The 22,696-nt window shown below is 66.3% G+C and carries 15 protein-coding genes; 3 read left to right on the top strand and 12 right to left on the bottom strand.

The annotated features are described in order from the left end of the window. Positions 1 to 26: 26 nt before the first annotated feature. The 7 genes from NCR34_RS18085 to bcsD form a co-directional block, all read right to left on the bottom strand. Complete coding sequence (locus tag NCR34_RS18085) at positions 27 to 5,087, bottom strand: cellulose synthase subunit BcsC-related outer membrane protein (protein ID WP_502800103.1); 5,061 nt, start codon at positions 5,085 to 5,087, stop codon at positions 27 to 29. Further along, complete coding sequence (gene bcsZ / locus NCR34_RS18080; protein ID WP_250500788.1) at positions 5,081 to 6,232, bottom strand: cellulose synthase complex periplasmic endoglucanase BcsZ; 1,152 nt, start codon at positions 6,230 to 6,232, stop codon at positions 5,081 to 5,083. Before bcsZ ends, NCR34_RS18085 begins: the two co-directional genes overlap by 7 nt. A 1-nt stretch (position 6,233) precedes the next feature. Beyond that, positions 6,234 to 8,723, bottom strand: a complete 2,490-nt coding sequence (gene bcsB, locus NCR34_RS18075; protein WP_250500787.1) for a cellulose biosynthesis cyclic di-GMP-binding regulatory protein BcsB — start codon at positions 8,721 to 8,723, stop codon at positions 6,234 to 6,236. Further along, positions 8,723 to 10,939 carry a UDP-forming cellulose synthase catalytic subunit gene (bcsA, locus tag NCR34_RS18070; RefSeq protein WP_250500786.1) on the bottom strand — a complete coding sequence of 739 codons (2,217 nt, stop codon included), beginning with the start codon at positions 10,937 to 10,939 and terminating at the stop codon, positions 8,723 to 8,725. The genes bcsB and bcsA overlap by 1 nt, the downstream gene beginning before the upstream one ends. Next, complete coding sequence (gene bcsQ, locus NCR34_RS18065; RefSeq protein ID WP_250474057.1) at positions 10,936 to 11,724, bottom strand: cellulose biosynthesis protein BcsQ; 789 nt, start codon at positions 11,722 to 11,724, stop codon at positions 10,936 to 10,938. The genes bcsA and bcsQ overlap by 4 nt, the downstream gene beginning before the upstream one ends. Next, positions 11,721 to 12,371, bottom strand: a complete 651-nt coding sequence (gene bcsP, locus NCR34_RS18060; RefSeq protein WP_250500785.1) for a cellulose biosynthesis protein BcsP — start codon at positions 12,369 to 12,371, stop codon at positions 11,721 to 11,723. Before bcsP ends, bcsQ begins: the two co-directional genes overlap by 4 nt. A gap of 124 nt (positions 12,372 to 12,495) precedes the next feature. Next, a complete protein-coding gene (gene bcsD / locus NCR34_RS18055; RefSeq protein WP_250500784.1) occupies positions 12,496 to 12,951 on the bottom strand; it encodes a cellulose biosynthesis protein BcsD in 456 nt (151 codons plus the stop codon). Positions 12,952 to 13,479: 528 nt separating this feature from the next. Here bcsD and NCR34_RS18050 point away from each other — a divergent pair. Genes NCR34_RS18050 through NCR34_RS18040 form a run of 3 tightly spaced genes read left to right on the top strand, consistent with a single transcriptional unit; the run spans position 13,480 to position 17,245 of the window. Then, on the top strand, positions 13,480 to 13,950 hold the full coding sequence (locus NCR34_RS18050) for a (2Fe-2S)-binding protein (protein WP_250500783.1): 471 nt from the start codon (positions 13,480 to 13,482) through the stop codon (positions 13,948 to 13,950). Continuing rightward, on the top strand, positions 13,950 to 14,981 hold the full coding sequence (locus NCR34_RS18045; protein WP_250500782.1) for an FAD binding domain-containing protein: 1,032 nt from the start codon (positions 13,950 to 13,952) through the stop codon (positions 14,979 to 14,981). The genes NCR34_RS18050 and NCR34_RS18045 overlap by 1 nt, the downstream gene beginning before the upstream one ends. Then, entirely contained in the window at positions 14,978 to 17,245 is a 2,268-nt protein-coding gene (locus NCR34_RS18040) for a xanthine dehydrogenase family protein molybdopterin-binding subunit (protein WP_250500781.1), read from the top strand. The genes NCR34_RS18045 and NCR34_RS18040 overlap by 4 nt, the downstream gene beginning before the upstream one ends. Positions 17,246 to 17,260: 15 nt before the next feature. Here the strand turns inward: NCR34_RS18040 and NCR34_RS18035 are convergent, their stop codons facing one another. The 5 genes from NCR34_RS18035 to NCR34_RS18015 all read right to left on the bottom strand — a co-directional run bounded on the left by NCR34_RS18035 (position 17,261) and on the right by NCR34_RS18015 (position 22,529). Beyond that, positions 17,261 to 18,121, bottom strand: coding sequence for an ATP-grasp fold amidoligase family protein (locus tag NCR34_RS18035; RefSeq protein WP_250500780.1), 861 nt, complete (start codon positions 18,119 to 18,121; stop codon positions 17,261 to 17,263). A gap of 141 nt (positions 18,122 to 18,262) precedes the next feature. Further along, entirely contained in the window at positions 18,263 to 19,540 is a 1,278-nt protein-coding gene (locus NCR34_RS18030) for a glycosyltransferase (protein ID WP_250500779.1), read from the bottom strand. A gap of 201 nt (positions 19,541 to 19,741) precedes the next feature. Continuing rightward, complete coding sequence (locus NCR34_RS18025) at positions 19,742 to 21,061, bottom strand: SUMF1/EgtB/PvdO family nonheme iron enzyme (protein WP_250500778.1); 1,320 nt, start codon at positions 21,059 to 21,061, stop codon at positions 19,742 to 19,744. Between the two features lie 158 nt (positions 21,062 to 21,219). Beyond that, a complete protein-coding gene (locus NCR34_RS18020; RefSeq protein ID WP_248323110.1) occupies positions 21,220 to 21,942 on the bottom strand; it encodes a helix-turn-helix domain-containing protein in 723 nt (240 codons plus the stop codon). A gap of 104 nt (positions 21,943 to 22,046) precedes the next feature. After that, the gene (locus NCR34_RS18015; RefSeq protein WP_250500777.1) at positions 22,047 to 22,529 is read right to left on the bottom strand and encodes a universal stress protein; all 483 of its coding nucleotides are present in this window, start codon (positions 22,527 to 22,529) and stop codon (positions 22,047 to 22,049) included. Positions 22,530 to 22,696: the final 167 nt, after the last annotated feature.

Raw genomic sequence — 22,696 nt, 5'->3', positions numbered from 1 at the left:
GCTCTCCCGCGCGTCGCTGCAACCCCTCAATTCGCCAGCGACAAATACGGCGAACTGAACGCCTGCGGCGGAAACACTGCCTGCACGCCGCCCTGACGCGTGAAGCTATAGCGCACATACACGGCGGCGAGCCATTCGCGATACTGATACGCGTTGCCGAACGATGCCGTCGCGCCGAACGCGAGCTGCGGCGCGAGCTGGTATTCGCCGGTCGCGTTGAGCGAGTACGAAACGCCCGTCTTGCTCGACCCCGGGTAGACCGCGCCCGCGTCCGGACTGAGCGGGGAACTCGCGGCTGCGGACTGACGCGTGCTGTCGGTCGGGAAGTAGTTCGACGCATCCTGCCGGTAATGCTGCACGCCGATCGATCCCTTCACGTCGTAGCTGAACATTCCGAGCCGTCCCATGTATTCGACCGGAAAATTCAGGATCACGTACTGCTGCGGGCTGAAGTAACCGCCCTGGCCGTACGTGAAGTACGAGAGGTTCTTGTCGTAGTGCATCAGCGTGGTGTTCGCGCCCACGGTGAGCGTCTGGTCCGCATCCTTGATGAGACGCGTATAGATGCCGCCGCCGCCCTTCACCGCGCTGTTCGTCGCGACGTGCTTGCCGTCGAGGAACTGGTATGCCGCGTTCACGTAGACGCCGTTCGTGCTGTCGTCCCAGCCGAGCGCGGCGCGCGCGCCGCTCGAAGTGACGCCGCCCCATTCGAGACCCGCGCCTGCATCGCGCGCGCCGGCGTAGGAGAGGAGGCTGTCGGTGACGGCGCGTCGCGCGACGGCGAGCGAGTACGACACCTTGTCCGTGATGGCGTTCTGATATTGCAGTCCGCCGACGACGTTGGTTTCGCGAAAGCCGAGCGGCGTCGTGCCGACATCGGCCTGGATGTTGCGGTTTTCATAGCCGACGGACAGGCCGACGCCCGTCGCCGTCTGCGAGCCGAAGTCGTTGGTCAGATTGACGATGTTCGTCGTCGTGCTCGGATTGTTGCTCGCGCCCGCGCCGAATCGCGCGAGCGTGTTGTTGCTGCCGCTCGCGGTGCCGGCATCGAGCGTGACGGGCGTGGCGCGCAGCACGATATGGCCGTTGCCCGCCTTGATGCGGCCTTCGATCGGCGCTTCGATGTCGGTCAGGTTGGACAGGCCGTTCTCGCCATCGCGATTGCGGAACAGCACGCCACCCGTGATGGTGCTGGCCTGCTCGCGGTTGATCGCCGCCAGTTCTTCCGCGACGCCCACGGTTTGAGGATTCGCGGCCGGCACGGGCAAGCCCGATGCACTCATCGATGCCGCCGTCGCCGCGCGCTGCGCGCCTTGTGGCTGCGCCGGGTAGTACGGCTGCGCATAGCCGGCGGGCGGCTGCGGGATATACGTCTGCTGGGCGTAAGGCTGCGGCGCGTATTGTTGTTGCGGATACGGCTGCTGCGGATACGGCTGCTGCGGATACGGCTGCTGCGGATACGGCTGCTGCGGATACGGCTGCTGCGCGTACGCTTGCTGCGGATACGACTGCTGCTGGTAGGGCTGCTGATAAGCCTGCTGCCCGTACGCGTACGAACTAGTCGCACGCGCCTTCTGCGCCGTGCTCTTGCGCGTCGCCGACCCTTTGCCGGCCGGCACGCTCGCCGCGGGTTGCGGTGCGTAGGCGTTGGCTTGAGCATCGCGGGCGGCGGGCGACATCGGCCAGGGCGAGCTGTCGTAACCATCGGACGCCGGCGGATAAGCCGGAGCCTGCTGCGCATACGGCTGCTGTTGCGGATACGCCTGATAGCCCTGCGCGGGATAACCGTTCACATCCTGTCCGGGATACGGATGAAGCGGCGCGCCCGATTGCGCCGCGCCGTAAGTGTCCGGACCGTAGCCGCTGGCGTAAGCCGGTGCCGGCGGCGGGGCATAAGCGCCGCGTTGCGCCGGACGGTAGCGGTCCGATCCGTAGCTATAGGCACGAGCCGGCGCGGAGTAAGCGGCGGATGGCGCTGCGCCATCGGCTCGTGCCGGCAGCTCGCCATAAGCGCCCGCTTGCGCCGACCCATAACCATCGCCGCCATAATCGCCGAACTCGCGCCGACCACCCGCTTGCCCGGTTGCATCGGCAGCGCCGCCATAACCGCCCGACTGCGCCGACCCAAAACCATCGCCACCATAGCCGCCAAGTTCGCGTCGACTGCCTGATTGCTCCTTGCCGTCCGAAGCGCCGCCGTAGCCGCCCGTCTGCACCGATTCATAAGCATCGGGACGAAAGCCGCCGCGCACAGCGCGACCGCCCGCTTGCGCCGTCCCATCCGCTGCACCGCCATAGCCGCCGCTTGCGGCCGCGCGCGGTGTCATCGAGGGAGCGGAATAAGGCACGGAATAAGGCGCTGCACCAGGCAGACTAGGTGGCGGATAGGACGGCACGGCTTGCTGATTGTTCGGTAGGGTGACGGGCCGATACGCGCCCGCGTTATTCGCGCTCGACGACGAAAGCGACGCCGCGGCCGTATCGACCGCAGTCTTGCCTTCGAACGGATTGGTGCCCGGCAGCGGCATCGAAGCGATCCGTTGCATGGCGGTCTGCCAGTCGCGCGGCACGCGGTTGCTTTGCCCGGACGCGTTCGCCATCGCAGGCGTATTCGCGGCGACGAGCGAGCGTTGCAGGAACTGCGCGGCGAGGTCCAGCTTGCCTTCTGCGCGATACATCCGGCCGATGCCCGCGAGCACGCCCGGATCGTTCGGCGCGGCCTCGTAGGCCTGCTTCGCAAGCGATTCGGCCAGCTTGAAATCGCGCACGCCGCTCGCCGCCGACATCGCCGCCGTCTGCAAGCCCACGTCGTCGGGACGGCGCGAGAGCGCCGCGCGGTAACACGACAGCGCGTTGCGGTCATCGCCCGCCGAGGTATACATGCGGCCGAGCGCTGCTTGCAGGTCGGCGTTGTCGGGCATCGCGGCGAGCCACGGCGAGATCACGTCGTAAGCGGCGGCGAGGTCGCCCTGCTTGCGCACCACATCCGCCTGCGCGATCACGATTCCCACGTTCAGATTGTCGAAGTCGCGACGCTGCTGCGTGGTGAGCTGCGTCGAGGAAAGACGCCGCATGACCGAGCCGAGTTCGGCCTCCTGATGCGTCGCGGAGAGAATGTCCGCGTATTGCAGTTGCAAGCCGACATCGTTCGGCGCATTGGCGACCGCGCCGCGAATCAGCGACAGCGCGCGCGCCGGATCGCCCGCGTTCACATACGCCGAGGCGATCGCGCCCATGAGTTCCGCGTTGCCCGCCGCGACCGGTTCGGCGCGGCGCAGGATCGCGAACGCCTGCGGGTTCTGGCCGGCAGCGGCGGCGCGCGTCGCGAGTTCCGCCTGCTGATGCACCCACAAGCGATGCTGCAACGCCGTCATCGCGGACGTGCGCTTCGCCTGGGCAACGCGGTCCAGTTGCGCGAGACCGGCCGACCAGTCCTGCGTCTCGGCGGAAAGGAGCGCGCTCGCGTAGAGCGCGTCGGTCATGTCGGGGTGCGTGGCGAGCAGTCCGTCCATCATGCTGCGCGCATTGCCGACCGCGCCCTGACGGACGTAGATGCGCGCGAGGTCCAGCCGCAGCCACGGATCGTCCGGCATGTTGAGCAGCGCGTCTTCGAAAAGACTGCGCGCCGCGCCGAGATCGCCCCGCGCTTCGGCGGCGCGCCCCTGCGCGGCCTGCGCCTGGCCGCGCAGCGTGTTGATGCCGCCGGCTTTCGCCTGCTGTTCCGCGTTGAGCTTGTTGGCGAAGGCGAGCGCCTCGTCGCCGCGGCCCTGCGCGGCCAGCGCGCCGACGAGCCCGCGAATCGCATCGGGATTGTCGGCCTGACGGCGCAGCGCCATGCGATACGCGGCTTCCGCGCCGCGCGGATCGCCGTTTGCAAGCAGCATTTCGCCGAGCAGCACTTGCGCCGTGACATCGGACGGATCGATCGCGATGGCGCGCTCGAAAAGCGCCTTGGCCTGCGCGATCTGGCCGTTGCTGCGCGCGCCGATGGCATCGCTCGTATAAGTCCAGTACGTCGCGCTCGTGAGCGCGTCTTTCCAGCGCGCCGGGTTGCCGGCCCGCGACGCGCGTTCGAGATACGTGCGGGCCTCCGCGAAACGCTCCTGCTTCAGCGCCGCGACGCCCATGCCGCCGAGCGCATCGGCGTCGTTAGGATTGCTCGCGAGCACCGACGAAAAGCGCGCGCGCGCCGCCGCGAGATCGCCGTGATCCAGCGCGGCGAAACCTTCCGCGACGGTGCGGCCGCGCGCATCGACGGCGGCGTCGGCCTGCGAGCGCTCGCGCGCGGCCTTGTCCTGCTGCACCATTGAATCGAAGCGGGCCTTCACGGCGGCGTCGTCCGGCGAGGCTTGCAGATACGCCTGATAAAGCGGCGCATCCGACGCCCGCGCGCCGAGCCACAAGAGCGCCTGCCGCCAGCTTTTCTTCGCGTCCGCGCCGACCGCGCTGTCGCCCGACAGCTTCGCGAGCCGCGCGATGCCGTCGCGCCGCGTGGCATCGCGATACGTCAGATGCTGCGCATACGCGAGCTGATAGCGCGGATCGTCCGGATTCTGACGCGCCAGTTGTTCGAGGCCGCGGCGCGCTTCGTCCCAGCCTTGCGGCGTGGCGGCGAGCGCCTGGTAGTACTCGAGTTGCAACGCGGGCGTCGCGGGCTTGCCGTCGATCGCGCGCTTGTATTCCTGCACCGCCGACGCGCTCTGTCCGCTTTGCGCGAGACGCCGCGCGTCGTTCACGGTCTGATCGCGCGAACTGGTTTCGCCGAGACGCCGGCCGAGTTCGTCGATATTCGGATAGTTCGGCGCGACCTGACGCAGCTGCGCGAGATACTGCTGCGCGCCGCTGCCGTCCTTGCGATCGGCGAGCACCATGCCCATGCCGAAGAGCGCGTCCGGCTGCTTGGGATTCACGCGCAGCACTTTCTGCCACGCCTGTTCCGCGAGGTCGCCGCGCCGGTGCGACTGCCAGTACTTGCCCTGATCGATGAGCACCGTGAGCGGATCGGTCGTCGCGGCCTGCGCCCAGGCCATCGCCGGCGCGGCGCACAAGAGCGCCGCGATCACGCGTTTGCGAGTCGGGATCAGCATGCGCTTCTCCACGTCGGCACGAGGCGGCCCGAGTCATCGAAGCGATAACGCCCGTCGATGAAACCGCCGCCGAAAAGTCCGAGCACGCGGTCGTAGTAGACCGGCTCGCGGCCCGCGACCGGCGGCGCGGCCAGCGCTTCGAGACGGGCGCGCGCGAGCCCGAGGCCGCGTTCGTCGTTCAGCGCCTTGAAGTACGGCGCGAGCGCGCCCCAGTACGAGAGCGGGCCTTCGCCGCTCGCCGAGCCGCTCATGGTCGATACTTTCTCGGGCGGAAATCCCGTTTGCGCGACGCTCGCGCGCATGCCGCCGAGCGCGTCGAGCCACGGACGCGCGAGCGGGTCGCCCGGCGACGCCATGCCGGCCCACAAGTAGACGCGAATCGCGTCGTAGCTGCCGACATCGCCGTTCTTCGGATCGACGACGAACTGGCCGTTGGCGCTTGCCTGATAGGCGGCCCAATCGGGCGCGTAGCCGCGCGGCGACGTGATCCTGATCATCTTCGCGGCGTTCTGCGCGAGCTTCGTCCACGGGCCGTCCGGCATTTCCTGCGCGAGGCCGCGCAAGACCGGCAACGGCAGATAGCTCGGATTCAGACGCGTGACATTGCCGGTGCGAAAGCCTTGCGGACCGGGCAGCAGCATCGGACCGAGTCCCGGCAGATCGGCGACTTCCTGCTTCACGATCTGCGTCGCGAGCGCGTAGGCGAGCTTCGTGTACGCCGGCTCTTTCCAGAGACGCCCCGCCTGAAACAAGTCGTAGGCGATCCACACATCGGAGTCCGAAGCCGAGTTCGCGTCCATCACGCCGAACGATCCGTCCTGCCGCTTGCCCCATAGCCACGCGGGCAGGCGCAGGCTTGCCGCGTCGAACTGATTGGCCGAGAGATTCGTGCGCGTCCAGTTGAGCACGCGGTCGAAGGTCGCGCGGTCGTTCGCGACGAGCGCGAAGAACATCGCATAGGACTGGCCTTCGGACGTGGTTTGCTGCGTCTCGGTCGAGCGGTCGATCACGCGGCCGTCGGCCTGCAGGACACGCTCGACGAAAAGGCGATACGCGGGCCAGTCGCATTGCTGGGCGGCGTGCGCGCCCGGGGCGGCCGCCGCGAGCATCGCGCCGGCGAAGAGTGTGGCGGTCGATAGCCGCATGTCAGTCCCTCAGACGCCGCGCGGCGATCGAACGCAGCGCGCGATAGAACAGGGCAGCGATGATGAGCGAGGCGAGCACGCCCGCGATCACCAGCAGGAACGGGTGCGACGACAGCGCCCAGCGCATGTAGTGCATCGGCGAGAGATGGCCGACGTAATACGCTTCGCCGTTCGACGTGACCGTCACCGTGCGGCCGTGGATCACGGCCATCGCGCCTTGAATCGACGGCAGCAGATCGTTGTCGAGCAGGGCGGCGGACAGATCGGCGTCCGACTGCCCCGCCGCGCTGATGAGCGCGACCGCGCTGCGTCCGCTCTTGAGCGGCGACTCGAAGCCGGTCAGGAGCGCATCGCCGCTCGAACTCACGAGCGAAAGGTCCGCGCGCGCAGGCGAGCGTTCCGGACCTTGCTCGCCATGCCACCAGTCGACGAGCTTGAACGCCACATCGGAAAGCTGGAAGGTGCGGGCGTCGCCATCGCCGGAAAAAGGCATCTGCTTCGCCCAGCGTTGCAGCAAGGGCTGACGTCCCGGCGAGCCGAGAATCAGCAGGTCCTTGTCGGCGAAGCGGTCCACGTCGTTCGCGCTCGTCACGGTCACGCCCGTCACCGGATAACCCGTCGATGCGCCCATGCGGCCCATTTCCAGCAGATACAGGCTGTAGTCGGCCGAATTCGGCTCGTTCGGCAGCACGACCGCCGTCTGCGAAAGGTCCGCCATGCGCGTGAACGGAAAGCCGCCGTTCGCGAACGCGGCCAGATCGGGCAGCGCCATGTAGTGCGGGAAGCTGGATAGGTCGATGGTCGAATTCGGATCCACCGCGCCGACGACGTTGTCCAGCACGCGGCCCTGACATTCCCCGGTCTTCGGAATGTCGTAGTAGAAGTGCAGGCGCAGTTGCGCGCGCGGCGTGATGAGGAGCGGCGGCAGATAAATCTCGCGGCGCGCGGCGACCGTCTTGTCCGGCAACACGCGGCTGAAGTACGTGCCGAGATCGAACGTCGACGTGGACACGGCCGGAATGCGCAGCGACTGCACGAAGCCGTTGTTCACGCTGATATTGAGCGACGAACGGTCGGGCGCCGGGCGCACCGTGTAGCGATAGCGCAGGTCCACCGGCACGCCCTTCGTCTGCCACATGAAGAGATCGGGCGGCACGCGCAGGTTCACGCGCACCGCGTCGGCGTCGTAGCCGTGCGCGGTCAGGTCCTGCGCTTCGGCCAGTTCGCCGAAGCGCACGGGGCGGTCGGCCGGCAGCCAGTTCGGCGCGTCATAGGGGCGGCGTGGTTGCAGGTCGTTGAACTGCGTGATGGTCGCGCTCGTTCCCGACAGCGCGTTGCGGCCGACGCCCAGCGCCTTCGCGGCGGTCTTCAGTTCGTTGTCGTCGCGGCCCAGCACGAGCAACAGACGCCCGCGCGCGTTCGCGTCGCGTTCGACGAGCGCGATCGTCGGACCGGACACCGGCGGAATAGCGACGCCCGCGACTTTCGCATCGCCGACGGCGAACACCACGGCATTGCCCGACAGCGGCACGTTGTCGGTCTGCGCCGGGAAGATCGCGCCACGATAGCCCGCGAGCGAGCCGAAATACGACGCGACGGTGCCGGCCGCTTCCAGCGCGGCGAGGCTCGGCTTACCCGCGAACACGAACGGCAGTTCGAGGCGGCGCACGTCGCGGCGGTCGAAGAAGGGCAGCGGCAGCGCGGCGAGGTCGGGCTTGCTCGCAATCGACGCATACGTGAGGTCGAGCGAACTCGCGTTGCTGACGGTCGCCCACAGCGTCGAATTGGACGGGTCCTCGCACTGCTGCGTGTAATGCCCGATCAACTGCACGTTGAGGTGGTTGAACTCGGTGATGAAGCGCGGATCGATCGCCACGTCGCGGGCGACGAGCGTGCCGGCCTGATCGCGCGGCACGGGCAGCGTCGCGGCGACTTCGCCGTTGATGAGCACCTTCAGTTGCGAAATGGACGGCAACAGCGACGGCGAATAGCTGTAGATGAGATGCAGCACCGCGCCGGTCACGACTTCGTCGCCGCGCACCGAGAACGCAATGCCGTTCTGGCCGTCGGTGCCGCGCAGTTGCAGCGGATCGAGCGCGCCGTAATCGGCGAAGGTCAGCGTCTGGCGGCGGCCGCCGGGCACCAGCGTGCCGGGATCGGCGGTCGTCGGAATGCGCGAGGTGAGCGGCCTGTCCGGCTTGCCGGAGAAGGCGGGAACCGGCATCGCGAGCGCCGGCTGCTGGATCGCGGCGGGGTTGTAGACGACGGCCGGACCCGGCGCGGGCACGGCGCCCACGCCCGTGGCCTGCTGCGTGCCATTCGCCGCTGGCGTGCTCTCCGCCGCCGCCGCGATGGACGCGAACGGCGCGGCGAACGCGGTCTGCAAGGCCACGAAGACGGCCAATGCGCGCGCCAAAGGTCGTTCGCAAAAACGCGGCGCGCGCTCGCCCGTGTGTTGTTCAACGCGCAACTTCGACATACCCATGCCCATTATCGGTCTTTGGTTTTCAGCTTGTTCACATCGACCGGGCGCTTGTTCATCCAGGTACGAAGGTCACTGTACAAATGCTCGAACAATCCCGCGATGCCGCGCGTGCCGACCAGCAGCACGTGCGACAGGCCGCGCAGCGGCGTATCCGGGCGGCGTCCTTCTGACCAGCCGGTCCAGGCATCGGCGCGGGCGAACGTCGTCTTCACGAAGTCGTATTCCTGCTCGCGCGTGAGCTCGGAGAAGCGCAGGCCGACGCGGCCCGGCTCGGTATAGCCGACGGTCGCGGGGAACGCGTATTCCTCGTCGCCGCGAAAGAGCGAGACGGTGACGCGCTCGTGCATCGGCACGGCGATCTTGCCCGGCAGCGCGACGCCCACGCCGCCTTCCGAATAGTCGATGGTCTCGCAGGCGAGCGTGCGCCCGGTCGAGAACTTGAGCATGACGGGCATCTTCATCGACACGCGATGCGTCGCGCGCACCTGCTTGCGCTCGCTCGCCGCCGCCACCGACGCGCCGAGAATCAGCATGTTGTAGACCGTCCAGCACAGGTTGAGCAGCGTCGTGTTCACTTCGCTGCGCACGTGCCAGTACATGCCGATATGCACGATGCCCGCGACGAAGCCGAGCAGGTTCAGAAGCAGCAGGAACAGATACGGCCGCGAGATGGTCCAGTCGAAGTAGTCCTTCGCGATCTGGCCGCCTTTGGCCGTCACGTTGAACTTGCCGAGCTTCGGGTTGATGACCGCGAGCAGCGTCGGCGCGGTGATGTACGACGCGAGCACCGACTCGTACACTTCGGCCCAGAACGAATGGCGGAAGCTGCGCTGCATGCGCGAATTGGTGATGCTCGCGTGCATCATGTGCGGCAGCGCGAAGATGGCGATGGTGCTCGCCGCCGCTTCGATCACATGCGCGCCGAAGAAGAGATACGAGAGCGGCGCGGTGAGAAACACGAGACGCGGCACGCCATAGAAGAAGTGCAGCATGCCGTTGAGATAACAAAGCCGCTGGCCGATCTTCAGGCCCTTGCCGGTGAGCGGATTGTCGATGCGGAAAATCTGCGTCATGCCACGCGCCCAGCGGATGCGCTGCCCGATATGGCTCGACAGGCTTTCGGTGGCGAGACCGGCCGCCTGCGGGATCGCGAGATACGCGGTCGTATAGCCGAGCCGATGCAGCTTGAGCGCCGTATGCGCGTCTTCAGTGACGGTCTCCACCGCGATGCCGCCGATCTCTTCGACCATCGACCGGCGCAGCACCGCGCACGAGCCGCAGAAGAACGTCGCGTTCCAGAGATCGTTGCCGTCCTGCACGAGGCCGTAGAACAGTTCGCCTTCGTTCGGGACCTTGCGGAACGTGCCGAGATTGCGCTCGAACGGATCGGGCGAAAAGAAATGGTGCGGCGTTTGCAGCATCGAAAGCAGCTTGTCGCGCAGAAACCAGCCGAGGCAGACCTGCAGGAACGAGCGCGTCGGAATGTGATCGCAGTCGAAGATCGCGAGGTATTCGCCCGTCGTGACCTTCAGCGCCTCGTTGATGTTGCCCGCCTTCGCGTGGCGGTTATGCGTGCGGATCGTCCAGTTGACGCCGACTTCCTCGCAGAACGCCTTGAACTCGGGACGGCGGCCGTCGTCGAGCACGTGAATGGCGAGCTTGTCAGTCGGATAGTCGAGCGCGAGCGCGGCGTAGATGGTCGGCTTCACAACCGAGAGCGGCTCGTTGTAGGTCGGAATGAAGACATCCACGGTCGGCCACTGGCTGCGGTCCGCGGGCAGCGGCAACGGCTTGCGCTTGAGCGGCCACGCGGTCTGGAAGTAGCCGAGCAGCAGCACGAGCGCCGCGTAGACTTCGGCCGCGACGAGCAAAAGGCCCCACGCGGCGTCGAGCGGGCGTTCCCAGTACGTGGTTTCGGTGAGCCGCCAGAACATGTAGCGGCCCGACGCGACGATTGAGAGCATGATCATCACGAGCGTCGCGTATTGTCCTTGCAGACGCCGGAATCCGAGCGCGCAGACGAAGCAGATGCTCGCGAACGCAAGCTGCTGGCCGAACGCGAGCGGCACCGTGACGACGAAGTACAGCGCGAACGCGGCGAACATCGTGAGGAGAACGACGACGATGCGGCTGCCCCAGATGCCGGCATCGACGAAACGTTCGAGGCGCGAGGTCGCGACGCTGACCTCCGTCTCGGGCGACGGGATCTTGGCCGAACTCATGCGAGCTTCCTCGACGAAGCGGCCATCGCATCGATGGCGGCGAGGAGCCAGTCGCCGCACGCGCGCAGATCGGCGGCGGCTTGCGAGAGCGGATCGTAGTGAATGAGCGTGGTGTCGCACGCGAGCGATTCGGAGACGCCTTCGTCCTGATGGATCACGCCCGGAAACAGCTTCGCGCCGAGCATGTTGCGCAGCACCTTGAGCACGTCCTTGCTCAACTGGCGCGACTGATCCACCTGATTCACGACGTAGCCCTGGCCCGCGAAGTCCTGTCGCGGCGCGGCGTAGGCATCCACCATGCGCTCCATGCCGGGAATCGCGGCGTAAGAGGCGGCGTCGGCCAGGACCACGTTCAGCGCGAAGTTCGCGGCCGTCAGCGCGGTGCGCGTGTAGACGGACGAGCCCGGCGGCGTGTCGACGATCACGATGTCGTTCGCATCCAGCGCGAGCGCGTCGAGCGAGCGCGCGAGCCACGACGGATCGCTGTCGACGAGCGCCTCGAAGCGGCGGCGGTCGTCCTCGGTCACGGCGCCGTAGGGCAGCACGGTGACGCCATCGACGCCGTCGAACATCACCGACTGCCACGGCTCGCGGCTCAGCGTCGCGCGCGAGATGCCGTCGATGCTGTCGAGCGGAATGCCGAAATGCAGGCGCAGCGCGTTCTGCGGATCGAGATCGAGCACGATCACGCGGCGGTTGCGCGCGGCCAGCACCGAGGCCAGATTGGCGGCGAGCGTCGTCTTGCCGACGCCGCCCTTCGCGGAAACTACCGTGATGACTCTCATAAGCGGGGAAGGCGGCCGGCGCGCGTGTTCGTGGGTTCGCTCTCCGGGCGGCCGGCGTGCCGCAGACGTTCGAACAGGACGTTGAGTGAATCCGCGGGTGCATTCGTCGCCGGCTGCGCTTGCGGCTTGAAGAGCTTGCCGAGGATGGACTGGGGCGCAGGCGCGCTCTCGGGCACTTGAGCAGGCACGCGGCCCGCCGGTTCCGGCTTCGGCGCTGCGGCCGCGTTGGCGACCGGCGGAAGCGATGCAGCGGCGGGAACGGCGGCAACGTGCGAATCCGGAATCGTTCCGGTCTCCTGCGACGCCGATTCGCCCGTCGCCGAAAAACGCAATGCGCTCAGCGATTCCGCGGCGGGCGGAGTGACCGGCGGAATCGCCCGGCGATGCGCGCGCATGAAAAGCTGGCGCTTGCCGCGATTGATCGGCATGCCCGTGGGCTGCGCGTCGGACGGCTCGTTCGAATGCATCGGCGCTTCGCGGCGCGGCGCGATGTCGGGGATGGCGGGCTGCGCGAAGTCGAGCGTCGCCAGCAACGGCCAGCGCGTGCGCGCCGACTGCGCCTCGTTCTCCCGGCCGATTTCCTGGTAATCGCCTGCATTGCCGCCGAAATGGTCGAACAGCTTCTGGATATCGCGCGAAGTACTCATGATGCCGCTTCCTCGTCGTGCCTTACGTTGATGCGTGGCCGGTACTGCTCGTTGTGGTCCGCCGAACCCGGCGGTCGATGCCGCCGCGTCGAGGCGACGGTCACCGGTATTCAAAATGCCGAGTTCAGGCTGCGGCGCGCGCGAGCCTGAACTCGATGGCGGCGTCGCCGCCGAATTCGCTTGCCTGCCGGACAGCGAGCCCTTGCGCGCCCAGGCCGGCGAGCCACTGCTGATATGCGCCTTCTAGAAACGCAGGCGTCCACGCGAGGGCGCTTTCGCCGAAGGCCGGCAACGGCGCGCAGTAATGCACGATGCTCAGGTGGTCGCGCTCGTCGGACAGTTCGACGAAGCCCCAGTCGGTGTCTCGCCACAGCGCGTTGAGCGCGTCCGCGAGCGCGGACGTCGAATCGCAGGGCGGCAGCGCATGCGCCTTCGCGAAACGGCTGCCCACGCGATGCATCAGCTCGCGCAGCTCGCCATGTCCGATCTGCGCGTCGAACTCATCCGCGAGCGCGGCCAGCATGCCGCGCCATTGCCTGGATATTTGACTGTCCAACAGATAATCGAAGATAGCGGCCATGTTTTTGTTAGGCAGGCGTGACGCACGATGCGTGGTTGCTCGATCTGGTTCTCGTCCTCGCGGGAGATTTCTTTAGCGTGCGAGCACCGATCCGGACGTTTGTCGAGGCGCTATTACCCGCCAGAACTTACTTCAATGCGTTTATTTTCGCCAGTGGAAAGACTAGCTGTTGTTTCTGTCAGTTCGGCGAATAAGGCTTCGCGGCTTGCTGACTTTGGGATCTCGCGGGTGGGCGCTGAACGTAAGCTGGACAAGCCCGCTTGCGGGCTCCGATAGCGCACACCGGCCTTCGCGGCGGCGGCGGCAGTGTACCACTTCGTTAACGCGCCCGAACCATGCGTGTCGGGTCTTATTTCATCCCGATCGACCCTAGGCGGAACTAATTACTTGAGCGTCCGCATTGGATGATTCATGCGCTTGCACGTGCTCTTAAAAGCGCGTCTAGCGTCCCACATCAGCCAGCGCACGACGGCACACCGATTGCGCTCGCATCGACGCCGTTTATCGGCCTCATGCGAAGGAGCCGCGATGAAAGTGGATTTGCACGTCAACGGGGCAGTGCTCGTGCTCGATCTCGACGCACGCGTCACGCTTCTGGATGCGCTGCGCGAACATGCCGGACTGACCGGCGCGAAAAAGGGCTGCGATCAGGGGCAATGCGGCGCGTGCACCGTGCTGATCGACGGACGCCGCGTGCTCTCGTGTCTCACGCTCGCCGCCACGGCGCGCGGCAAGATCACGACCATCGAAGGTCTCGCCGACGGCCACGCGCTGCATCCGATGCAGGAGGCCTTCGTCGCGTGCGACGCCTTGCAGTGCGGCTACTGCACGCCCGGGCAGATCATGAGCGCCATCGCGTGTATCGAAGAAGGCCATGCGAATACGCGCGATGAAATTCGCGAGTACATGAGCGGCAATCTGTGCCGCTGCGCCGCGTATCCGAAGATCGTCGACGCTATCGAACAGGTGCGCGACGCCACGCACGCGGAGCGCGGATAATGCGGCCCTTCCAGCTACTGAGCGTCGAGCAGGCGGGCGACGTGGCCCAGTGCGCGCCGTTCGACGACAACAGCGAACTCACGGTGCAGTCGCCCGTGCAGTTTCTCGCCGGCGGCACGAACCTACTCGACCTGATGAAGCTCGGCGTCATGACGCCCGAGCGCCTCGTCGACATCAATCCGCTCGCTGCCGTGCATTCGGCTATCGAAGCGACCGAAGACAGCCTGAAGCTCGGCGCGTTCGCGCGCATGGCCGATGCCGCCGATCATCCGGTTCTGCGGCGCGACTATCCCGTCATCGCGCAATCGTTGTGGAAAGCGGCGAGCCCGCAACTTCGCAACATGGCGACGCTCGGCGGCAACGTCCTGCAACGCACGCGCTGCCTTTATTTCAGGGACACGAGCTGGCACGCGTGCAACAAGCGCGCGCCGGGCAGCGGCTGCGCGGCGAAGGAGGGCGTGAACCGGCGGCTCGCGGTGCTCGGCGTGAGCGAGCATTGCATCGCGAACTATCCGGGCGATTTCGCCATCGCGCTCGTCGCGCTCGGCGCGCAAGTCGAGATCCTCGGAACGGACGGGCAGACGCGGCGCTTGCCGTTCGAGGAACTGCATCGCCTGCCGGGCGACACGCCGCATGTCGAGACCCATCTGCGCCCGGGCGATCTCATCGTCGCGTTCCACGTGCCCGCGGGCGCCTGGACGCGCCGCTCGCTGTATCTCAAGATCCGTGATCGCGCGTCGTACGATTTCGCGCTCGCGTCCGCAGCCGTGGCGCTCGAGCTCGACGCGCAGGGCGTCGTGCGAGAGGCGCGCATCGGTATCGGCGGAAGCGTTGCGAAGCCGTGGCGCGCGCACGAGGCGGAGGCCGCGCTCGTGGGCAAGACGATCGACGAGCATAGCGCGCGCGAAGCGGCGGAGGCTGCCTTCGCGAGTGCTCTCGTCAGCGGGGAGAATGCGTTCAAGCCTGAACTCGGGCGCCGCACGCTGGTGCGCGCGCTACTGGAAGTCGCCGCTTTGCCGGAGATGCCATGAGCCACGACGATTCACTCGCCTCTCATCAGCCGGCGTTCGGCGTGCCGCATGTCCGCATCGACGGCGAAGCGAAAGTCACGGGCCGGGCGTGTTATGCGTCCGACGAGCCGGTGGAGAACGCGGCGTACGCGTTCCTGTTGACGAGCACGATCGCCAATGGCCGCGTGCGGCGCATTCATGCCGACGATGCCTTGTCCCTCGACGGCGTGCTCGACGTGCTGACGCACGAGAACGTCGGCAGCGAGGCGAAGCCGCCGGAGCAGCAGGCGGGCGGCGCGACGACCAGCACGCTGGAAAGCGATCGCGTGTGGCATGACGGGCAGATCATCGGCGTGGTGGTGGCGACGAGCTATGAGATCGCGCGGGATGCGGCACAGCGCACGCGCATCGAATACGACGAAGCGCCGGCATCGGCCACGTTCGGCAGCGCGGGCGTCGCGGGCGAACGGCGCGAGCCGGGCGAGCACGAGGACTACCGCATCGGCGATTTCGAGCGGGCGTTCGCGGGCGCCGAATGCCGTGTCGAAGCCATCTACGCCACGCCGACGCAGCACCACAATCCGATCGAGCTCTACACGACCACCTGCGCATGGCAAGGCGACAGGCTGACCATCTGGGAGCCGAGCCAGTTCGTCTACGGTCTGCGCGGCAACGTTGCGCAGCAGCTCGGCATCTCGCGCGAACAGGTGCATGTGATCTCGCGCTTCGTCGGCGGCGCGTTCGGCGGCAAGGGCAATGCGACGGCGCGCACCGCATGGATCGCCATCGCCGCGCGGCGCGTGGGACGGCCGGTGAAGCTCGTGGCGACACGGGACCAGAGCTACACCATCGCGACGTATCGCGCGGAGACGCGCCATCATGTGCAGTTGGGCGCGACGGGCGACGGCAAGCTGGTTGCGTTGCGGCACGAAGGCTGGGAACTCACGAGCCGACCCAGCATGTATAACGTTTCGGGCACCGAAACAACGGCGCGCGTCTACGCGTGTCCGAATATCGAAACCGTGGTGAACGTCGTGCACGCCGACCGCAATACGCCCGGTTTCATGCGCGCGCCGCCGGAAACGCCGTATATGTTCGCGCTGGAAACGGCGATGGATGAACTGGCCGCGCAGTTGTCGATGGACCCGGTCGAACTGCGCCGCCGCAACGACACCGCGCAGGACCCGGTCACGGGCAAGCCGTTCACGAGCCGCCGGCTCGTCGCGTGTCTCGATGCGGGCGCCGAACGCTTCGGCTGGCACGAACGCAACGCGCAGCCCGGCTCGATGTCCGACGGCGACTGGCTCATCGGCTGGGGCTGCGCGAGCGCGGCGTATCCGTCGAACATTGCCGCGACGGCCGCACGCGTGAGCCTGCATGCCGATGGCCGGGCGCGCGTCGATATGGCAGCGCACGACATCGGCACCGGCGCGTACATCGTCATCGCGCTGACGGCGGCGCATTGTCTCGGCATCGATCTCGAACAGGTCGAGGTGCACATCGGCGACACGGACTATCCGCCCGCCGCGCTGGCGGCGGGATCGAGCCATACCGCGACTGTCACGCACGCGGTCGCCTCCGCGTGCGAGGCGCTGCGCGACAAGCTCGCGCGGGCCGCGTCGCTGGCGGGGCCGCTCATGGGCCGCCATCCGCAGGCAATGCATTTCGCGTCCGGCCGCCTGAGTGCCGGCGACGTCTCCGAGCCGTTGCACGATGCCGTCCTGCGCACGGGCGGCGAGATCGTCATCGCAGAAAGCGAGCATATTCCGCGCGGACTCAAGGCCGAAGCCATGGACACACTGCGCGCGGGCAAGCTGCCGATCATGCGCGGTCATCAGCGTGACGACGCCACCGCGTATGCGTTTGGCGCGCACTTCGTGGAAGTGCGCGTGCATCGCCTGACGCGCGAGATTCGCGTCTCGCGCATGGTCGGCGCGTTCGCGTCCGGCACCATCGTCAATCCGCTCACGGCGCACAGTCAGTACATGGGCGGCATGATCTGGGGCTTCGGCGCGGCCTTGCTCGAAGCCACCGAGATCGACGCCCGGCATGCCCGGTACATGAACGACAACATCAGCGAATACCTGATCGCGGCGAATGCCGATGTCGGCGAGATCGACGTCATCATGCTGCCGGAAACGGATACGCAAGTGAACCCGCTGGGCGTGAAAGGGCTGGGCGAAATCGGTATCGTGGGGGTGAACGCGGCCATTGCCAACGCGGTATGGCACGCGACGGGCCGGCGCGTGCGCGAATTGCCTATCCGTATCGAGAACCTGTTGTGAGCCGCGATGTCGCGATCACATCAGGCGGCCCCATTCATAATCGACGCTGTCAGGCGTCAACGGGAAAAGACCCGCGCCGGGCGTGAACGTCAGTTCACCGAAATAAATATGATCGTCCACGTTATACAGGTCGACGCGCACGAAGTCGAAATCGCTTGCCAGGGTGCGCGCTACCCATAAAATTTCATCGAGGTTGTGTGGACGGGGAGCGGGCTTGTCGCTGCGCGTGTAATGCCCCATCTTGATGTCGAGCCGGTTCCAATGCGCGTCGTAGATATCCCCGCGTGGATGCCCGCCGAAGCGATCCGAAATCACGAGAATGAAGATCTGCGGATCGTCGGCGTTCCGGTTGAAGACATGGATCTTGATATCGGGCGGCACCTTGTTGTCCGGCCCAAGAAGGAGCTTCTCGAACAGGATGCGTCGCTCGATCGCCTGATAATGCCGTTCCCTCGCCACCGTGAAGAAGTTCGTCGACAACCAGCGCTGCGCCAGCGTATTCAGCGCCTCGAACGAGGTCTCGCGCTTGTCTCTGACGAGCTTCACGAACCCGCAGCCGTGATTCGCTTTCATCACGAAGGTAGAAGGAAGCGCGTCGAAGTCGCGCTGGCTGAAAGAGGACGGCGCGGCAAACAACGGAATCAGATACTTTTCGCCGATCTTGTCCGCGACATAGGCGCGGACCTTCAGCTTGTCGGAGAGATCAGAATAACGCGGGTCGGGCGCGAGGCACCGTTGCAAGACTTTCTCGTTGAACGTGGCGGGATGGCGCAGATTCGGAAAGCGCCCGATCCTGCGACGATGGTAGAGGCTCAATAACACTTTGTCGGGCAAGCAATACTTGATGCCGTGAATGAGCATTTGTCTGGCGGTCATTCGTTTGCCTCCATCGTCAGCGGTCGATTCAAACGCTCGCTCAGTTAGGATCGGAAAGCACAGTGACGAGATTCGGATGCTGGACGCGACGCGGCTCGACGAGGAGCCCGACGCCGGAATAGTCAAGCGAGCGTGCAGGCGCTAGCTGGGTGGACGGTTGCAACCGACTGCTACCTCGTCGCCATGATATGCGTGGTCTTCCGCGCCTGCGGGAGCAGCGTATCCGAACGTTCGAACGAGCAGTCTCTCCAGATCCGCATCGAGCGTCTGGCCGTTGAACTCGTTCTCCACCTTGCGACGGGCGTTCTTGCGGATCGCCTCGACGTCGACCTTGCCCTCCACGATTGCGGACAGCGCATCGGCGATGCCGCTTGCCGACCGTTCCTCGACGAGCAGGCCGGTCAAGCCGTGCGTCACGAGTTCCGGTATTCCGCTATGCCGGGTCGCGACGACCAGCACGCCGGTCGCCATGGCTTCCATGATCGAGACCGGAATGCCTTCCATGTCGCCGTTGCTGGCCACGACGGAGGGCAGCAGGAACACGTCTGCGCTCTTCAGTTCTTCGAATACGCGCTCGTGCGCGCACTTGCCGAGAAAGTTGATCTCGTTCGTGCTGGACGACGCAGCGCGGCGCAGCGCGTCTTCGAGCGGTCCGAAACCGATGAGGTTGAGTTGCACCGGATGCCGGCAACTGCGCACGCCTTCGATCGCGTACGCCAGTCCCTTTTTCTCGGTGAATCGGGCCACGCTCAGCACCTTGAGCGGTCGATGCAGCGGGCGGTTGCTCGCCTGCGGAGTCAGCCGGTGCGTCTCGACGCCCACATGGTGAACCTTCGTTCGCGATTCGGGCGCGCCCCATTCGATGAGCCGGTTGCGCCAGAGATTGCTGATCGGAAGGAGCAGCGGGCTCAGGCGAAAGAGGCGTCGATAATGCGGCAGCCATCGTTCGACGACTGCCTGATCGCTCATGTCGGCGCCATGAAAGACGGTGACGATGGGCCCGGTCAGCAGTCCGGCTTCCTTCAGATACATGGCGCGCACGCCGATGGGGCCGAAGTGCGCGATCACCACGTCGAAGTCGATGCCTTCCGTGTCGCCGCCCGACACGATGTCGATGAACGCAGAACGGCAACCGGTCGCCGCCGCGCGGAGGGCGACGGACAGGCGCTTGCGCCGCTTGTCGTCGATGCAGGCGAGCGCGCCCAGCTTCGCGCACGACATGGAGTGGCGCAGCATGCTGACGTCCTGTCGAAAGACGCGCAATTGCACGCGTCCCCGCGTGGGATCCACCGCAGAGTCGTCGTACTTCGCGGCCAGGGCGAACACCTCGTGACCGCGCTCTGCGAAGCCTTTCATCTGACGGAGAACGAACGTTTCGGAAGGAACCGGCAACTTGTCGACGATGAATGCAATTCGCATCGGCTACCCTCGGTGAAATGGTCGCGTCAAGGGCCGATGGTAGACCATCGAAAATGGAAATGCACTCGCTGCGTGGCCGCCGCGATGGATTCATTCGTCGCACGAATCGACGCGTAGCGTCGTCATTCCCGGAGCAGTATGCGGCGAAGCGGTAGAACGATTCGTTCACCGAACGAATGTTCTACGCTTGGCGGTTGAGGCTCAGCGCGCGTTCACGCAGCGAAAGCCTGCATAGACGTACTGATAGTGCCCCTGAAACCAGTTGCGAAAGCTCGGGCGCAGCATGCATGCAGCCGTGCGCGGAGAACCGCCTTTGATGACGAAGTGCTTGCCGTCGAAGAAATTGGCGGAATAGCCGAGATAGAAAGGAAACGGCTCGAAGCCTTCGAGCGGGCCGAAGGTCGTCGAGGTCCATTCCCAGCCGTTGCCGTATTGCCCTTCCACGCCGAAGTCGCTGCGGTTATCCGGATGCGCCTGCACGGGCGTCGGGTCCCAGCGGCGGAAGTCGAAGTTGCCTTCCGCGACATGCGGCGCGCCGATGGCCGCGCGCTGCCACTCCGCTTCCGTCGGCAGGCGCTTGCCGGCCCAGCGGGCATACGCGTTTGCTTCGGCATAACTCACGTAGACCGGCCAGTCGAGCGGCAGCGCGATCTCCTCGAACATCGTGCGCAGCTTCCAGCCCGAGTCCGTTGGGCGCTGGCTGTCGGCGCCTTCGTCGCCGCGCACCCAGAACGCGGGATGCGCGATGCGCTGCGCCTCTTTCCACGCCCAGTCGGCGTCGTTCCACAGTTCGCGATTCCAGTATCCGCCCGCGTCGATGAAGCGCATATAGTCGCCGTTCGTCACCATGTAGCGGTCGATCTCGAATGCAGGCACGTCCACGCGCATTTCGCCGAATTCATTGTCCCAGCCGAAGCGCTGGCTCTCGCGCGAGAGACCGAGCGTCACGCTGCCGGCCGGCACGTGCACGGTCTCATGCGATAGGACGCGGTCCGACGTGCGCTCGGACGCGGCATCGGCCGGTGCTTTTTTCCTGTCGACCGGTAATTGATGCAACATGTACGCGAGCGTTTCCGCGTGCATGAGCCGATGCTCGATCGCGACTTCCAGCAGTTTCGCGGGCGAGTCGTCGGTGGAAACGGGGTGCGCGACGAGCGTGATGGGATCGAAGCGTGCGTCGATGTCCGCGCGCACTCGCGCACGGTACGCGTGCACTTCGTCGAGCGAGGGCCAGTCGCCGGGCTCGTCGGTCGGCAGGCCGCCATCCACCGGGTCGATGCCGAACGCGAAGAGCTGGTCGTAGGCAGGCTGGGCGTTCGGCAGATGGAACAAGCGCTGGTCGAAGAGATTGCGGTCGAACGCCTCGAGATGGCCGATGTAAAACACGATACGGTGCCGCTCGGCGATCGGCCGGTCGTACAGATGCTCGCGCTTGACGATATCGAAGAGTTCGTCCGTGACGCGGCGCGCTTCGGCGAGCCGGTCGAGCAGCGGATGACGCAGGGATGGTTCGCGATTCATGTCGCTCGGTCTCCGTGGCAGGCCAAGGCTGTGCCCTGGAAATCACAAAAGACTAATGCGAAGCGAGGCGCGTGCCAAGCCGATAATGGCCGGCGTTTGTTCGGGCGTGGCGAAGAATCCGGCGCGAAGCCACGCCGGGCGGGGCGGCAGGCAGATTGTCAGATACTGCGCAGGCGCTCGAAGTCGCGGATGCGGATGGATTTGCCGTGCGCCTCGATGAGCCCGAGCTTGTCGAAGCGCGACAGCGTGCGGCTCACGGTTTCGAGCGTCATGCCGAGATAACTGCCGATGTCGTCGCGCGTCATGCGCATGGTGAACTCCGTCGCGGCATACCCGCGCCGCGCGAGCCGCGCCGACATGTCGAGCAGAAGGCGCGCGACGCGTTCGTCGGCGCGCAGCATGCCGAGTCGCACGACATGGTCCGATTCGCGGTTGATCGCCTGGCTCATCATGCGGTGCATGCGCCGCTGAAGCGCGTCCGTTTCGCGGCACATGCGCTCGAAAAGCGCGTACGGCACGACGCAGACCGTGCTGTCTTCCAGCGCCACCGCGTCGCACGTGTGCCGCCCGTCGCCGATGCCGTCAAGGCCCAGCGCGTCGCCCGCGAGCAGCAGCCCGGTGACGCGCTCGCGGCCGCCGTCGCGGCTGCCGTCATGCGTGACGAGCGTCTTCAGCGAGCCCGAGCGCACGGCGTAGAGCGAATCGAACGGGTCGCCCGTGCGGAACAGCGCCTCGCCGCGCCGTATCTTGCGCGTGACCGAGATGATGTTCTCCAGCCGCGAGACATCGTTCGCGCACAGCCCTTCGGGCATGCACAGATGGCGCATGGCGCAGCTCGAACAATGCGCGGCCCGGCGCCGCAGGGAAGTCGAATCGGACATGGCGGACTTCGTTTCTTGATAAATGACAAAACGATTGTCCCATAGCAGACGTTGCCGACACCGCGAAAAAATGCCGCGCCCCGGCGCCTTGCCGGATGCTTACATCATGGGTTATCCGCGGCGTCCGGAACGTTTGAAACGCCTGCCGCCGACGGAATCAACAGCACCGGCAGCGTGGCCTGCCGCAGACAACGCTCGGCCACGCTGCCGAGAATCAGCCGTTGCATGCCCTTGCGTCCGTGCGTGCCCATCACGAGCAGGTCGGCACTGAACGTGCTGGCAGCCGAGAGAATCAGCGAGGCGACGTCGTCGCTCGCGGTGGCGTCGGCGGTCACGACGCTGCCCGGAATGCCGCGCGCTTTCATCGCGTCGCCGGCCTCGCGGGCGAGCGTCGCGCCTTGCTCGGCGAGCCCGGCCTGCAACGGCGACGGATCGTAGCCGGGCACGTCCATGTAGAGCGGCCCGCTTTCGACGACGTAGAAGGGCTGCATGACGGCCTCGTGCTTGACCGCGAGATCGAGCGCCGTCTGGAAGGCGCGTTGCGAGGTGCGGCTGCCGTCGATGGCGACGAGGATGCGTTTGAACATGGCGTGTGCTCCCTGGATCGATGTCGAATGCGAGACGGCGTCTCGCCGCCGCCGGCCGCGTGGGCGCGGCCGAACGCACGGGCAGGATAGCGCGCGCATTCCGCATGCGGCTCGCGCATTTCTGAGATGAGTCGATCCGCCGCATGCAACGCCGTACAATTCGTCTT

The sequence above is a fragment of the Caballeronia sp. GAWG1-5s-s genome, assembly GCF_023631445.1.
Taxonomy (GTDB): Bacteria; Pseudomonadota; Gammaproteobacteria; order Burkholderiales; family Burkholderiaceae; genus Caballeronia.
Note: the sequence above shows the minus strand (reverse complement) of the source record. Positions and strands in the feature narration are given on the sequence as shown.

Bases quoted from the DNA above. Each gene is read 5' to 3' on its own strand.
- NCR34_RS18085 (WP_502800103.1), bottom strand. From the start codon at position 5,087: ATGCTGATCCCGACTCGCAAACGCGTGATCGCGGCGCTCTTGTGCGCC.
- bcsZ (WP_250500788.1), bottom strand. From the start codon at position 6,232: ATGCGGCTATCGACCGCCACACTCTTCGCCGGCGCGATGCTCGCGGCG.
- bcsB (WP_250500787.1), bottom strand. From the start codon at position 8,723: ATGGGCATGGGTATGTCGAAGTTGCGCGTTGAACAACACACGGGCGAG.
- bcsA (WP_250500786.1), bottom strand. From the start codon at position 10,939: ATGAGTTCGGCCAAGATCCCGTCGCCCGAGACGGAGGTCAGCGTCGCG.
- bcsQ (WP_250474057.1), bottom strand. From the start codon at position 11,724: ATGAGAGTCATCACGGTAGTTTCCGCGAAGGGCGGCGTCGGCAAGACG.
- bcsP (WP_250500785.1), bottom strand. From the start codon at position 12,371: ATGAGTACTTCGCGCGATATCCAGAAGCTGTTCGACCATTTCGGCGGC.
- bcsD (WP_250500784.1), bottom strand. From the start codon at position 12,951: ATGGCCGCTATCTTCGATTATCTGTTGGACAGTCAAATATCCAGGCAA.
- NCR34_RS18050 (WP_250500783.1), top strand. From the start codon at position 13,480: ATGAAAGTGGATTTGCACGTCAACGGGGCAGTGCTCGTGCTCGATCTC.
- NCR34_RS18045 (WP_250500782.1), top strand. From the start codon at position 13,950: ATGCGGCCCTTCCAGCTACTGAGCGTCGAGCAGGCGGGCGACGTGGCC.
- NCR34_RS18040 (WP_250500781.1), top strand. From the start codon at position 14,978: ATGAGCCACGACGATTCACTCGCCTCTCATCAGCCGGCGTTCGGCGTG.
- NCR34_RS18035 (WP_250500780.1), bottom strand. From the start codon at position 18,121: ATGACCGCCAGACAAATGCTCATTCACGGCATCAAGTATTGCTTGCCC.
- NCR34_RS18030 (WP_250500779.1), bottom strand. From the start codon at position 19,540: ATGCGAATTGCATTCATCGTCGACAAGTTGCCGGTTCCTTCCGAAACG.
- NCR34_RS18025 (WP_250500778.1), bottom strand. From the start codon at position 21,061: ATGAATCGCGAACCATCCCTGCGTCATCCGCTGCTCGACCGGCTCGCC.
- NCR34_RS18020 (WP_248323110.1), bottom strand. From the start codon at position 21,942: ATGTCCGATTCGACTTCCCTGCGGCGCCGGGCCGCGCATTGTTCGAGC.
- NCR34_RS18015 (WP_250500777.1), bottom strand. From the start codon at position 22,529: ATGTTCAAACGCATCCTCGTCGCCATCGACGGCAGCCGCACCTCGCAA.